Below are 12,703 nucleotides of genomic sequence, written 5' to 3' on the forward strand. Positions count from 1 at the left end.
CGGGTCGGCCCGGAGAGGCCGTATGCCCGGCCCGAACCGGTCGGCCGCGGCGACCCGCGCAGCGGGGCGCCCTTGAAGACGTAGAGAAACTCCTCATCCCATCTCCAGGACTAGACACTCCCGGGACTGAACAACTGGGTTCAGGCGGGCTGCTCGGGCGGTACCTGGGCAGGGCGTCGGGCTGTGCTCAGGCGCTCGTGGAATTACTCGGCAAGAGGCTCGATCAGGTAACGCTCGTCGAGGACTCCGGCGAGATCTTGCCCTCGCATCCCCGGGTCGTCGTTCTGCCGGTCGAAACTCGAAGGCGGCCATGCCCTCCTGAACGGCGGCATCGTGTTCTCCCTCGACGGGCATGGGCGAGCTTCTGGCGTAGGTCGCCAAGTGGGCAGGGCCCAGCGTGGCCGTCCCGCTGCAGGTCTATGCCACGTGTGTGGCGAGGCAGGGCGAGGAGGCCAAGCGACGGATCAACAAGGCAACCGGGCCGACGGGCCTCTAGAACTTCAGCCCGTATTCGGCCCGGATGCCCGTACAGAGCCGCAAACGATCACCGACAGCCGGACATGACGAGAACAGCCCCTGACCGGGTTTCGCCTGGTCAGGGGCTGTTTCTGCTGGTGTGGCGGGTCCAGGATTCGAACCTGGGAAGGCTAAGCCGACGGATTTACAGATCTTCGGCCGTTCTGGGGTGGCCGACTGTTCCGCCGCAGGTCAGGCGGGAACTGGAGCATCCGGAGGGTTCTCGTCTTCCGGGCCGTGCCCCGAATGTGCCCCGGGCGTGTCGCCTGTCGCTCTGGCCCCCTGGTTGAGCCCGCGCGCGACCTCCCCGTCCTTCCCCTCCAGCCTACGTGCGTAGTGCCGGGTCGTGATCGTCGTGTTGGAGTGCCCGAGGCGACGACCAGCCGCAAGGACGCCGAACTCATCAGCCACCCATGACGCATGAGAAGCCCGCAGATCATGAGGCGTGATGTCCAGACCCGCCTCCTTAACGGCCGGGTCGAACCTCCATGTCCGCCATGCATTGTAATGCAGCGGATTACCTTTTCGATTCACAAATAGAAGAGTCTCGCCATTACTGTCGATTCCCTCCATGTGCACCCGAATTTTCCGGGTCAGAAATTCCGGAATCTGAATATCGCGGACTTGATGATTCTTGGGTGTTCCGAAAGAAATTCGCCCCTCGATTTCAATCAGGTTTTCCGAGACCCGAAGAGAGTCGCTATCGAGATCGATGCTCTTTCGACGTAGGGCGAATACCTCGCCCACACGGAGGCCCGCATACAGCATGATTTCGATAAGCAAGTCATGCGGCGCGACCGCCGACGCGACGAGCTTACTACCCTGCTCTTTAGTGATAATGGTCGGTTCATGCACCACCAGACGAGGAAGCTTAGTGCCGATACAGGGAGAAATGCGAATGAGTTCATTTACTGTCGCCGTCTGCATAATCTGAGATAGGACGACATGAGCCTGCCTGATGCGGGACGCACTAAGACCGCGCGCGTTCATATCAGCGACCCATTCACTTACCGTGATTGGCCGAATGGACGCCAAGGTCATACGGCCAAAATGCGGCTCTACCTGTGTGCGGAAGAGCGAGAGGTAGGACGCATAGGTCTTTGGCTTGACGGTAGGCCGTATCGAGTCGAGCCAGCGCCGGCCCCAGGCACCGAAAAGCACGTTTCCGGCATCGGGATTGACCCATTCACCTCTAGCGACTTCCGCCTCTTTGAGCGTGAGCCAACGGCTAGCCTCTCGCTTGGTCTTGAACGTCATCGGCGCGGGTCGCCGCTTGCCATCAGGGCCACGGTATCGGGCCTGCCAGCGACCAGAAGGGAGATTTCGAACACTTCCAAAATCGCGATCCATCAGGCCGCATTCCTTCCCAGACCATAATTCAGGGTGATCGGCTCGACTCGCGATGCTTCGATGTACTCAGCAAGCACCGTCGAAGAAATACGTACATGCCTACCGAAGTGGTGAAACTCGATCCTTCTTTCATCAATAAGTCTGCGCACAAAACGTTCCGGGGTGTTCAGGACGTCGGCAGCTTCGGCGCACGTCAGATACTTGGACAAGAGAGCCTCCCAATGCGAGCCGGTTCGACACTCGATATCAAGCCAGGCATTAGGGAATTCCCCGTATGGCGGGAAGCGGCTTTCCAGTGAGCGCCGCAGTTAGCAGCATCTCACCGGGGGTCAAACCTTGGCCGACATACCGCCAATGTGCGATTACGAGGATTTCGTCATCCTCGAAGGGGAGACGTCCCGTGGTGGCCGGGTGTTCTCGTTCGTTGTGCATCATTCGCGCTTCACGGAGGGCGCCGAGGGTGGTCGAGTAGCGCCGGGATTTAGTTGAGAAATGACCCCGAAACCCGAGCATGTGCGCCCACTCAGCTAGTCTCAGCGTGGCGAACTCCGATATTCCACTTAGACGAATGCACTCAGCGATCAGACGCCGAGCGTGAGCGCTAACGGGAAGTTCGGCCACGTCGTCAGTTGGCCGAACGCGACGATCCAGGGTCCCAACACACTCAGCGGCTTTGGTAGCGTATTTGGCGATGTAGCCAGCCACCGCATTATCAGTGAGTTCACCTGAGCTTGAAATCGCGCGTACATCGATCTGAGAGCCCCACGCGTGGGTCTTAGCCGGAACGCCACTCGCCGCCACAGTTCGAACCTTGACCGCACCCGCCGCGTGATCAACCGCAGCCGCGAGCAGTTCATGAGTCGCCCAGGCAGGCGGGGATGCGTCCGGGCCGCCAGCTCCATCTAGCCGGATTACAGCGTGGAAGTGCACCAAGCCCCGCCGCTGATATTCGGCGACTTTAGCGAAGGAGACCGTAAGAACCTCCCGCAAGTCTCCAACCCGAAGCCCCGCAGCCTTAGCCGCGTAACGCCGAAACGCCAGAGCGAAACGTCGCCACAGTTCCGGAGCGTGTGCGTTCCACAGCACGGCCCCGGCGTAGTCGAAGCATTCCGGGCAGATGGGTTGCCCAAGCCGGTGATCATCGACCGCATGGCGCGCGGTACACGAGACCCGCCGCCCGTGCGGACACGGAGCGGAATTACGTCGAGGGCGGCACGGAGCGATCTCCCCTCCCGCCATTTCCCGCCGTGAGTGCACGGGGCCGAAGGACGGCGCCGTAAGCGTGACGAACGCGGCCGGGTGCTCAGCCACCGTCTTAGCCACTCCCTTCCCACCCACCAGGCCCGCTCTGACGAGCTGGTAAGTGTCTGCGCGGTAGATCTCAGCGCAGGCCGGGCAGCGTGAGGCCCGACGGGTCTTGCACGCCACCCGAAGGTTTCCGTTCGGTTCACGCGAGGTCGAGTATCGGTGCAGCAATGCGCCGGTCATCGGGTCGCGGTATTCGACCGTGCCCCGAAGGTGGATCGGTTGGGCACATCCACCAGTCGCACGCGCACGGGCAGCCCACCGGGAGAAGTCCGACCGGTTGAACTTGGCCGCCATGTCCCGCGCGGCTACCGCAGTGACGTAAGACGCAGCATCAGGCAAGATTGGCGTGTCTCCTATCCGGTTCGAGGGTGGAGAGACGGCCCCCGGCGTGGCGCTCTTGCTTGGCGGCTTGTGGAGCCACGCCGGGGGCGTCGTCAGAAGGCCGAGACGAACCGTGAGAGGCCGTCGGCGAGGAGTGCGAGGAATCCGGCGATGGCGCGGACGGTCATGGCGGCGGTTTCGGGTTGGCGGAGGACGAAGAGGGCCAGGACGATCCAGAAGGCGATGAAGGCGCAGCGGCGCAGGAACATGGAGTGTGTCTCCGTTCTCAGTGACCGAAGCCTTCGCAGTCTGGGCAGGTGGAGCCGTCGGAGGCGACGCCGCCGCCCCCGCAGGTGACACAGGTCCAGAACCGGGCGACCGGGGGCAGCGGGTCACACTCGCCCTCAGACACGGGCGCAGGGCCGTCGGGTTTCTGCGCGGGGACGTAGACGCCCTCGTAGCTGATCGGCCCGAAGGTCCGCGTGACGATCACGTGGCCGCCGTTGGCCGTCTCGTCGACGGGGGTCTCACCGAGCAGCGCGCCCAGGTGGGCGATGGCGGCGCGGCTGGTCGCGTCGTCGGCGCGCCGGGTGGAGAAGACCCTGTATTCCCAGTCGAAGTCACGGACCGGGATGGTGGGGCGCGCTTCCAGCAGATCGGCCAGGGCGCGCAGCCCGGCAATCGCGTCCAGGCGGTTCCACAGGTCCCGGGGGTCGATCGGGCGCCGCTTGGGGCACCGAGGGGAGTAGCCGGTCATGGTGTGTTCCTTCCGGTCAGGCGGATACGTGTTCGGGTGCGGGTGCGGGATCGGTTGTCCGGACCTGGTGAAGCAGGTCCGACGCGAGCTGGTTGGACACGCCCAGCCGGGACCGCAACGCGTCCCGGGTGATCGGGCGCCCGTACTTGGTGTGGTGGTCATCGGCCACCCGCCGGGCGAACGCCACCAGCGGCGACGCCGGCCCCGGCATGTCTCCCGCAGATTCCTCGACCAGCGGAACGGCGATCTCGATCTGCTCGTTCGCTCGCTCGTCCTGCCGCTCGTCCGGCTGCTCGTCCGGGACGGGCAGGACGGGCACCGTCACCTCAGGACGGTCCTGTTCCCAGACCACCCACGGCGAGGACGAGGACGGCGACGAGGACGAGGACTGGGATGGGGACTGGGACGAAGACGGCTGTCCCGAATCAGGTGCCGAGGCCGGGGCCGGGGCAGCCGGGTCCGAGACGGCCGATCGAGGTCCGGCGGTCCTGCGTTCGAGCATGGAGACCGCGACCAGGAACGCTCCGGCAGGAGTGCCCGCCGTGATCCAGCCCCAGATACTCGCGTCGGCCTGTGCCAGGTTCGCCGCGAGCGAGAGCAGGATCCCGCCGACCAGGACGAGCGTGGGCCAGGTCAACCGGCCCGTGTCGCGGCAGGTGCGCTTGTCACGCTGACGCTCCCCCGCCGCCATCACACACGTGAGATCGATGCACACCGCGATGGCCCAGGCCATCCACCCGCGTTGACCGTGCTCGGTAGCGGTGTCGCGGATGTGGGTGAACGACCCCGCAGCGGCGATGAGGGCCAGGACCACGACCGGCGCCGAGTCCCCGACCACCCCCAGGAGCCGCCGCATCACGCCGCCCGCCCGGAGGCGACCAGGTCCAGCAGCGCGGCCAGCTCCACGTCACACCGGTGCGTGTCCGCCCACTCGTCGATCTCCGCCGGACGGGACGAGGTGAACGAGTCCGTGCAGCGCCCGCACTGGGCGACGTGCAGGCCCCGGGGACCGTCCCACTCGACCCGAACCGGCGGGACGAACGGCGGGACGACCGAGGACGGGACGGGACGACCGCCAGGACGACCGGACGGAACAGAACGGGGACGGGGACGAAGGGCGATCACGCGGACCACGGGAGAACCTCCACCAGGACGAGTTCAGGCATGGGACGGGTAGGGACGTGGCGTGATCAGGGCTCACACCGAGCCGCAAGAGAAGAGGGAGAGGCCGGGTCGGCTAAGCCGCGTCAGGCATCGGGTCATCGGCCGCAACCGGGACCCAGCCGAGCAGGGCCGACCAATCCGGCGCGAGGTGTGCATGGTCGAGGGCGGCCTGTTCGGCGGTCTCTTCGGAGACGTAGACCGAACGGGCACGGTGCCAGGAGCCGTCTTGCCCGGTGATCACGCACACCCCAGGGGTCTCGGCCGCGATGCCCTGGGCCGCGCTCAGCGCCGCCGGATCCATGTCGCCCAGCGTCATGTTCGCCGTTCCCGGATCGTTCACCCGGTGGCAGACCCGCCCCGACAGTTGCGCCCGCAGCGCGGATACCCCAGGCCCAAGGTCCGCGCCGATGCGCTGACCACACACCATCAGGTGAACCCCGAACGCCCGCCCAAGCTGAGCCACCCGCAGCAACGACACCGCCGTCTTCGACACCTCGTCCTTCTCGCGCTTGTCCGCCATGAGGAACAGTTCGGCGACCTCGTCGACCAGGGTGACGATGGGGATCGGCCGGACCGATTCGGGAAGCTTCCAGATGTTGCGCGCGCCGTGTTCGCGGCACACCGCCATCCGGTGTTCGATCTCCCCCACCAGGTCATCCAGCAGGTCCACGGACTCTTTGCGGTTGGTGGCCAAGGCCGACAGCCGAGGGGTGTAAGGCGTGAACTCCACGCCGCCCTTCAAGTCGAAGCCCACCAGGGCGACCCGTTGCGACGCGAGCCCCGTAATGACCGCGTTCGCCAAGTTGGACTTGCCCGACTGCGTCGCCCCGGCGTTCAGCCAGTGCGGAACCGTCCGGAAGTCGATCACCCAGTCCGAACCGTTCTCCAACTTCCCCGGCCGGACCTTGAGGAGTTCACCGGTCTCCGTGGACACGTCGATCTCAGTCAGCGGGTCCCGCATAGTGGCCCACAGCGTGAGCCTGCCCGGCTTGACCTCCACCACCCGCACCGAGTGCACCCGCCAGGCGTGCGCGATCCCCTCAGCAGCCTTCGCGAAATCCTCCGGAACCTGCCCGTCCTGAAGACGGAGCCGCACCCGCCAGCCCAGCCGGGTCGGACGCAGCAGCCCCAGACGAGGCGTGTGCTCGACATCGACCCGCCGCACCCGCCGCTTCTGCTCAACCATTGCCGCGTCCCGGGCAGCAGCCCCGACCACCGGCACGGCATCCAACGTCAGACGCCAATGCCGACGGCTACGCGTCAGCTTGCAACCCGAAGCCACGTTCTTCCACGTCAGATACACCAGCACCGCACGAGACGGGAACCCGAACCCGTACCAGAACGACACCGGATGCCACCGACGCCAGGCCCAGAGCCCGGCCGCCACAGCGGCCAGGACCCCGAGCACCACCAGCGCGTCAGTCATGACCGACGCCCTCAGGCCGCAGCAGCGGACGGCGCGACGAGGGTCACGGCTTTTGCGCGGTAGGCGATCCCCCACCGCTTCTCACCGTTGCGCGTCTGCTCCCACGGGAAGGCCACCAGGCCGACCGGCCTCACGATCTGGCCGATGGTCACCGACTGGTCACCCGGGAGCGACACGTTCAGCAACTCCACGCGCCCCATCTCGTCAGCGGCCGACAGGCCCACCGTGAACACGGTGTTGCCGTCCCGGTCGACCTTCACCTCCCCCGTCTCCTGACTCACCAGCTTCGGACGCGGCGCCGACACGCACACGAACGTCAGGTTCGAGGTGTCTACCGGGATGCTTCGCACGAGGTACCTCCAGGCTGTTCGATGCTTCCTACTTTCATAGGTTACCTAGGAAAGTAGGAAAGTCAAGCGGATGGCCGGAAGTTTCCTAGGAACGCACGAACCTACGTCGGCCGGTTATCCTGCTGACATGGGAAAACAGGGCTCACCAGACCGCCGCAAGGTATACGTGCGCATCGCCGACGAGTTGCGCAGAGACATCGCCGCAGGGCGGTATGAGGTGGGGGAGGCGCTACCGTCCATCGCCAAGTTGCGGGAGCGGTTCGGCGCAGCAGGGGCAACGGTCGAACGTGGGCTAGCCGTCCTGCGGGAGGAGAGCCTCATCATGAGCAGGCAGGGAAGCCCCAGCATCGTGACGAGGAAGCCGGAGCAGGGAGAAGGCACCGAAGGCGAGCAAGGCGAGGGGGCCCGCGAGCCGAGCGAGGAGTTCGAGTTCTTGTGGTCTCAACTACAAGAGATCAAGATTCATCTTCAGCGGCAGAACGCGCGACTGGACGAGATGGACGAACGGACACGTGGCCTGTGAATCGTCGCGATGCCAGTCGACCGTTCATGCCCTGATGTTCCCACCGTGCGGCCGGGCAGCGGCTTCTAGGTGGGATGACGCTTTGAGTGGAAGGTGCCCACGGTGGCCGGCTGACTCCCTGCGGTCGCCCCTAAGGGGTGCCTTCGGCATCAGCAGGCCCCCACCCTGTCACCGGAGAAGGGGAAGCCGCGGCCCTTTCTCCCACGGCTTCCCCATCCCCCTCCACACCCCCCGTACAGCCGGACGGCCCCTCGTCTGGAGTCACACCACCAGACAGGAGACGGCCGCACGGTGCCTCAGGTGGGCGCGCATCAGACCAAGCGGCAGGGGACCGCCCGGCACGGGGGAAGATGCGCGCCCACGACTCACCCCCGACCCAGAATCCGCACCAGCACCCCCGGAACGTCCGCAACCTCATCTACCCGCGCGACACCCTCACCGGTGTCAGCCAGCACGAACCACCACACGCCGCTGACCCGCGCGCACGTCACTTCGACCGAACGTTCCGGATCACCCACGACAATCACGTTCAGCACCGGCGGCCCGTCGCCCCGACTCACCACCCCACACGCCAACTCCCCCACGCCAGAACCCGACACGATCTGAGCATCCAACGCCGCAAGATGCAGCCGACACGGGCCCATGGCCGCGTTGAACCGCTGATCACCGACTCGCGCGTCACCAGGGTGCACCGCCGAACCCGCCGCACCCTCCCACCCCGCACCGTCCCCAAAGGACTCAGCGTCCATCGCGTTCCTCATCACCACACCTCCAGTGTTGGAAGCGGGACCGGTGACGGGCTTCCATGGCCGCCCCCCCCAGCGGCGCCAGCAGACCCACCAGCCGCTCAGCGGCCACCCTCACCACATCACCGGTCCCGCAGCTTGTTACGCCGGACGGTCATGCCTGACCGCTGGCTCGATCACGCGGGCGGCGATCTCCATCGTTCGCGCCTGAATCTCGTTGAGTGCCGCCGTAACTTCGGCAAGCTCGCTCAAGAGGATCTGCCGCTCTTCCTCGGTCAGCCGGATCGGCCTCTTTGCGGCACCGCTACGCCCACGCGGCATGTGAAGCTGCACGACCTTGTGATCCGAACGCCCACGACTGCTCATACCAACCAAGGGTGCTGGCTGATCACGGCCGATACCATGTCCTGCCACTGCCTCAGCACTGAACTTCCACTGCACTCCGGCCTGTGATCAGCACACCCCTGCTGCAACACTGAGTCCATGGCGGAACTCAACGGCGCACCAGCAAGCCCCGACGACCTCAAGGCCCTGGCTCTGGTCAACTACGGACACTTCACGTCCATGCGCATGGAGGACCAGCGCATTCGCGGCCTTTCTCACCACCTAGAGCGCCTGGTACAGGACTGCCGAACCCTCTTTAGCGCGACCCTCGACCGCCAACAGGTCCGCGAGTACATCCGGCAGGCGACAGCAGATCAGCCGGGCGCATTCGTCGTCAGGGTGACCGTGTTCGATCCGGAGCTGGAACTAGGCCACCCCAGCTCCGCCGCTGAACCGGGAGTTCTCGTTACCACGCGGCCAGCCGGTGCGTGGCCCTTGTCCCCGCTGCATGTCCAGACAGCGGCCTACACGCGCGATCTACCCAGAACCAAGCACGTCGGTCTGTTCGGTGCCCTCTGGCACAGGCGGAACGCCCAACTCGACGGATTCGACGATTGCGTCTTCACCGATCCCGACGCGTTCGTCTCCGAAGGCGCCACCTGGAACATCGGGTTCTTTGACGGCGAACAAGTCGTCTGGCCGAACGCCGAGGTTCTCCCAGGCGTAACGATGCGCCTCCTCCAGCAGGTACACGAAAAGACCTCCCTTGCTCCTGTGAACGTCTCTGACCTCCCACGCATGGAGGTAGCGTTTGCAACGAACACCGCGATTGGCGTGCGCGCTATCACCGCCATCAACGACATTGAGTACCCGAGGGAACATCCTGTCTTTGAGACGCTCCGCAAGGAGTACGAAGAAATCCCCGCTGAGTCGCTCTGACCGCCCGCCTGCCACGGAGAACAAGAAATGTCCCCGACTGTTCAACGCTGGTCCGGTTTGGAAGCCCGAGCACTTCGCGAGGCCAAGCGAGTTAGCCAGGTCGATTTCGCGGCAGAAGTCGGCGTCAGTGAACGACTGATTGCAAAGTGGGAGAAGGGCAAGGAAAATATGATTCCGCGCCCAGTCAATCAGCAGGCCCTAGACACCGTCCTCGCCGCATCGCCAGTCGAGGTTCAAACCCGCTTCGCCGAGATGGTCGGCTTGACGGCACCGGCCACCGCCACGCAAGATCCGGCCGTGTCCAACGAGCAGCCAGCAGACCCCGAGGCCAAGCCGTCCATCCCCGTGGGCGACGAGGACCAGGTCCGGCACCCCATTGACGGCAAGCTGATGACCCTGGTTCCCGCCGGGGTCTACTTTGCAGGTCAGCAGAACGAACCGGTCTACCTACCGGCGTTCTACATCGACGTCTTCCCGACCACGAACGCGGACTACGCCCGCTTCGTCAAGGCCACCGACCACAAGCCGCCTCAGCACTGGGAGAACGGCGAGCTTCCCCAAGCCACCACCGACCACCCCGTGGTATTCGTCACATGGCACGACGCAAGCGCCTACGCGCAATGGTCCGCCAAAGGCTTGCCGACCAATCAGCAATGGGAGAAGGCAGCCCGAGGGACGCGAGGCGACATCTACCCGTGGGGAAGCCAGCGCACCCCCGCCAAGTGCAACTCCCGGGAAGGGGGGAAACGTAGCACCACCCCGGTTGATTGCTACGCAAGCGGTGTGAGCCCGTACGGCGTATACGACATGTGCGGCAACACCTGGGATTGGTGCGCTACCGAGTCCGAGCCCGGCCGTTACGAGCTGAAGGGAAGCGCGTTCACCAGCCCCTTCCTGCGCTGCACGCCGTCAACGTTCAACGACGCAGCCGCCGGCATGCTTGACGACGACACGGGCTTTCGCTGCGTAACCCCCGCTGAGACCATGCGCGCTCTGCTCAACATGAAGGGCTGACAACCAGGCAAGAGCGGACCGGATGAGAACTTTCTCTACGTCTTCAAGGGCGCCCGCTTCGCGGTCGCCGACGGCCGCCCGCCCCGGCGCGCCGGGCGTGCGGCCTGTTCCGTCCGGTCCCGCCGCGCCGTGTCGCCCGGCCGCCTCCACGAGCAGGAGCCCAAAGCTCCTAGAAGTGCCTCCTAGCCAGACGCGGGCCAACCACAACGGCTGATCGAGCCTGAACCCGGGGGCTACGCCGCCCCCGGGACCCCCGCGACCCGAAGCACTCATTTGCGCGAAACGGTCTGTCACACCTTCTCGCCGTTCGCGCAAATGAGCACTTCGGCCCTCACTCAGGGCGTCCGAGATATTGCGGACCAGGCGCCGCTTGCTCCTTTACAGGAACCGGCGCGGTCACTGGATACAACGCAGGCGCCGGGAGAGAGCGATACCGCACCATCACTCTCTCGCATGCGACGCGGGCCGTTAGAAGAGCTATCAGGCCCAGGCCCAGCACGATCGGAGCGGCAAGCCACATCGCCCACCCGATCCACACCGCCAGGGACCACACCCAAAGCAGGCCGAACAGCACGCCGAAGCCGACCACGGCCAGGACTCCCGCATAGATCCACTTCACGAGGATCGGTGTCACATGCTGTTCAAACCGCAGATCGAGCAGAGCGGCGGGCAACGACGAGCGGCGAGGCGGCCGGGACTGGTCTTGGAACGTCACAAGGCAAGGTCACCCCATGATCCAGACCGGAGTCAACCCTCCCCCATCGCGTGCCCCAGGCGTGCCCCGAGCGTGCCCGGAAGGGGGGTAAACCACGGGGAGTCACGGGGAACCAAGGTCAAAGAACGAGAACAGCCCCTGACCGGGTTCTGCCTGGTCAGGGGCTGTTTCTGCTGGTGTGGCGGGTCCAGGATTCGAACCTGGGAAGGCTAAGCCGACGGATTTACAGTCCCACCGCCGAACTCTCCTGACCTGCAAGTTCATCGCGAACCGTTCGCACTTCAACCCGTATTCAACCCACGCCCCTGGCAGGGCTTAGGGCATCCACTGGCCCACGCCCCTGCTGACCAGCGCCGGCCCCTCCCGAACGTCCACACCCATCCAAGGTCATCCGACCCCGCTGTTAGCACCTACACCCATCCCGCAGGGTACGGCCGCGCGAACAGCGAGACGCTGTGGCAGACAGCTTCGCGCGGGAGTTCCCTCTTCCCCGCGGGAGGCTGGGAGCCGCGAGGTCCCCGCTTCAGGCTCGCTATACCCTCTAAGTCGACCACCCGCATCTCTATGTCCTGAACTGTCACCGCTCCCGGTCCTTTTGCCGCCTGACCCATGTCGCAACGTGTGTTGTTGGAAGATCGCATAGGCGTCTGTAAAGGGTGTTGCTGTACTTACTGTTGTACACATCTCTTGGTCGCGTTTACGTTAGGCCGTGGTCGTTGGGCCAACCCTGGGCAACGGCCTGCACCGCTGCCCGCCGAACGTCCTCGTTCTCGTCGTTGGCGACACGGTCGCGGAGGAGGGACAGGGTGTCGGAGTCCTCGGGCCAACCCTGGGCAACGGCCTGCACCGCTGCCCGCCGAACGGGCCCGTCCTCGTCGTTGACGGCACGGTCGCGGAGGAGGGACAGGGTGTCGGAGTCCTCGGGCCAACCCTGGGCAACGGCCTGCACCGCTGCCCGCCGAACTGCCCAGTTCTCGTCGTTGGCGACACGGTCGCGGAGGAGGGACAGGGTGTCGGAGTCCTCGGGCCAACCCTGGGCAACGGCCTGCACCGCTGCCTGCCGGACGGGCCCGTCCTCGTCGTTGGCGACACGGTCGCGGAGGAGGGACAGGGTGTCGGAGTCCTCAGGCCAACCCCGGGCAACGGCCTCCACCGCTGCCTGCCGGACGGGCCCGTCCTCGTCGTTGGCGACACGGTCGCGGAGGAGGGACAGGGTGTCGGAGTCCTCGGGCCAACCCTGGGCAACGGCC

The 12,703-nt window shown here is 65.4% G+C and carries 16 protein-coding genes and 1 tRNA gene; 3 read left to right on the forward strand and 14 right to left on the reverse strand.

The window, feature by feature from the left end:
* Positions 1-708: 708 nt before the first annotated feature.
* From QP090_RS29695 to QP090_RS29730, 9 genes are all read right to left on the reverse strand, one after another.
* Positions 709-1,866 carry a tyrosine-type recombinase/integrase gene (locus QP090_RS29695; protein WP_285942763.1) on the reverse strand — a complete coding sequence of 386 codons (1,158 nt, stop codon included), beginning with the start codon at positions 1,864-1,866 and terminating at the stop codon, positions 709-711.
* A complete protein-coding gene (locus tag QP090_RS29700) occupies positions 1,866-2,075 on the reverse strand; it encodes an excisionase family DNA-binding protein (RefSeq protein WP_285942764.1) in 210 nt (69 codons plus the stop codon). Before QP090_RS29700 ends, QP090_RS29695 begins: the two co-directional genes overlap by 1 nt.
* Before the next feature lie 49 nt (positions 2,076-2,124).
* The gene (locus QP090_RS37570) at positions 2,125-3,468 is read right to left on the reverse strand and encodes a replication initiator (protein ID WP_349666516.1); all 1,344 of its coding nucleotides are present in this window, start codon (positions 3,466-3,468) and stop codon (positions 2,125-2,127) included.
* Between the two features lie 140 nt (positions 3,469-3,608).
* Entirely contained in the window at positions 3,609-3,764 is a 156-nt protein-coding gene (locus QP090_RS29705) for a hypothetical protein (RefSeq protein WP_285942765.1), read from the reverse strand.
* Positions 3,765-3,781: 17 nt separating this feature from the next.
* On the reverse strand, positions 3,782-4,252 hold the full coding sequence (locus QP090_RS29710; RefSeq protein ID WP_285942766.1) for a hypothetical protein: 471 nt from the start codon (positions 4,250-4,252) through the stop codon (positions 3,782-3,784).
* 16 nt (positions 4,253-4,268) lie between these two features.
* Positions 4,269-5,108: a DUF2637 domain-containing protein gene (locus tag QP090_RS29715; protein WP_285942767.1), complete on the reverse strand. Its 840-nt coding sequence runs from the start codon at positions 5,106-5,108 to the stop codon at positions 4,269-4,271.
* Positions 5,108-5,377 carry a hypothetical protein gene (locus QP090_RS29720; protein ID WP_285942768.1) on the reverse strand — a complete coding sequence of 90 codons (270 nt, stop codon included), beginning with the start codon at positions 5,375-5,377 and terminating at the stop codon, positions 5,108-5,110. The genes QP090_RS29715 and QP090_RS29720 overlap by 1 nt, the downstream gene beginning before the upstream one ends.
* Before the next feature lie 112 nt (positions 5,378-5,489).
* A complete protein-coding gene (locus QP090_RS29725; RefSeq protein WP_285942769.1) occupies positions 5,490-6,842 on the reverse strand; it encodes an FtsK/SpoIIIE domain-containing protein in 1,353 nt (450 codons plus the stop codon).
* Positions 6,843-6,853: 11 nt separating this feature from the next.
* Positions 6,854-7,192: an SCO3933 family regulatory protein gene (locus QP090_RS29730; protein ID WP_285942770.1), complete on the reverse strand. Its 339-nt coding sequence runs from the start codon at positions 7,190-7,192 to the stop codon at positions 6,854-6,856.
* A gap of 127 nt (positions 7,193-7,319) precedes the next feature.
* Between QP090_RS29730 and QP090_RS29735 the strand changes: the two genes are divergently transcribed.
* Positions 7,320-7,715 carry a GntR family transcriptional regulator gene (locus QP090_RS29735; RefSeq protein WP_285942771.1) on the forward strand — a complete coding sequence of 132 codons (396 nt, stop codon included), beginning with the start codon at positions 7,320-7,322 and terminating at the stop codon, positions 7,713-7,715.
* A gap of 365 nt (positions 7,716-8,080) precedes the next feature.
* On the opposite strand, the gene QP090_RS29740 is transcribed toward QP090_RS29735, so the two are convergent.
* Together QP090_RS29740 and QP090_RS29745 are read right to left on the reverse strand one after the other, a co-directional pair.
* The gene (locus tag QP090_RS29740) at positions 8,081-8,464 is read right to left on the reverse strand and encodes a hypothetical protein (protein WP_285942772.1); all 384 of its coding nucleotides are present in this window, start codon (positions 8,462-8,464) and stop codon (positions 8,081-8,083) included.
* A gap of 138 nt (positions 8,465-8,602) precedes the next feature.
* Complete coding sequence (locus QP090_RS29745; protein ID WP_285942773.1) at positions 8,603-8,827, reverse strand: hypothetical protein; 225 nt, start codon at positions 8,825-8,827, stop codon at positions 8,603-8,605.
* Between the two features lie 117 nt (positions 8,828-8,944).
* Here QP090_RS29745 and QP090_RS29750 point away from each other — a divergent pair, with 117 nt between their 5' ends.
* Both QP090_RS29750 and QP090_RS29755 read left to right on the forward strand, forming a co-directional pair.
* The gene (locus QP090_RS29750) at positions 8,945-9,724 is read left to right on the forward strand and encodes an aminotransferase class IV family protein (protein WP_285942774.1); all 780 of its coding nucleotides are present in this window, start codon (positions 8,945-8,947) and stop codon (positions 9,722-9,724) included.
* 27 nt (positions 9,725-9,751) lie between these two features.
* Positions 9,752-10,738 carry an SUMF1/EgtB/PvdO family nonheme iron enzyme gene (locus tag QP090_RS29755; RefSeq protein ID WP_285942775.1) on the forward strand — a complete coding sequence of 329 codons (987 nt, stop codon included), beginning with the start codon at positions 9,752-9,754 and terminating at the stop codon, positions 10,736-10,738.
* A 331-nt stretch (positions 10,739-11,069) separates the two neighbouring features.
* On the opposite strand, the gene QP090_RS29760 is transcribed toward QP090_RS29755, so the two are convergent.
* The 3 genes from QP090_RS29760 to QP090_RS29770 form a co-directional block, all read right to left on the reverse strand.
* Positions 11,070-11,453, reverse strand: a complete 384-nt coding sequence (locus QP090_RS29760; protein WP_285942776.1) for a hypothetical protein — start codon at positions 11,451-11,453, stop codon at positions 11,070-11,072.
* 179 nt (positions 11,454-11,632) lie between these two features.
* Positions 11,633-11,757: transfer RNA gene (locus tag QP090_RS29765), tRNA-OTHER, on the reverse strand.
* 393 nt (positions 11,758-12,150) lie between these two features.
* The coding region (locus tag QP090_RS29770; protein ID WP_285942777.1) for a HEAT repeat domain-containing protein at positions 12,151-12,703 on the reverse strand (553 nt) is incomplete at its 5' end.

Source organism: Actinomadura xylanilytica (assembly GCF_030283145.1).
Lineage (GTDB): Bacteria > Actinomycetota > Actinomycetes > Streptosporangiales > Streptosporangiaceae > Spirillospora > Spirillospora xylanilytica.

What these genes read in the sequence shown, in the direction of transcription:
- QP090_RS29695 (WP_285942763.1), bottom strand. Translation starts at nt 1,866, where the DNA reads ATGGATCGCGATTTTGGAAGTGTTCGAAATCTCCCTTCTGGTCGCTGG.
- QP090_RS37570 (WP_349666516.1), bottom strand. Translation starts at nt 3,468, where the DNA reads ATGGCGGCCAAGTTCAACCGGTCGGACTTCTCCCGGTGGGCTGCCCGT.
- QP090_RS29705 (WP_285942765.1), bottom strand. Translation starts at nt 3,764, where the DNA reads ATGTTCCTGCGCCGCTGCGCCTTCATCGCCTTCTGGATCGTCCTGGCC.
- QP090_RS29710 (WP_285942766.1), bottom strand. Translation starts at nt 4,252, where the DNA reads ATGACCGGCTACTCCCCTCGGTGCCCCAAGCGGCGCCCGATCGACCCC.
- QP090_RS29715 (WP_285942767.1), bottom strand. Translation starts at nt 5,108, where the DNA reads ATGCGGCGGCTCCTGGGGGTGGTCGGGGACTCGGCGCCGGTCGTGGTC.
- QP090_RS29725 (WP_285942769.1), bottom strand. Translation starts at nt 6,842, where the DNA reads ATGACTGACGCGCTGGTGGTGCTCGGGGTCCTGGCCGCTGTGGCGGCC.
- QP090_RS29735 (WP_285942771.1), top strand. Translation starts at nt 7,320, where the DNA reads ATGGGAAAACAGGGCTCACCAGACCGCCGCAAGGTATACGTGCGCATC.
- QP090_RS29740 (WP_285942772.1), bottom strand. Translation starts at nt 8,464, where the DNA reads ATGGACGCTGAGTCCTTTGGGGACGGTGCGGGGTGGGAGGGTGCGGCG.
- QP090_RS29745 (WP_285942773.1), bottom strand. Translation starts at nt 8,827, where the DNA reads ATGAGCAGTCGTGGGCGTTCGGATCACAAGGTCGTGCAGCTTCACATG.
- QP090_RS29750 (WP_285942774.1), top strand. Translation starts at nt 8,945, where the DNA reads ATGGCGGAACTCAACGGCGCACCAGCAAGCCCCGACGACCTCAAGGCC.
- QP090_RS29755 (WP_285942775.1), top strand. Translation starts at nt 9,752, where the DNA reads ATGTCCCCGACTGTTCAACGCTGGTCCGGTTTGGAAGCCCGAGCACTT.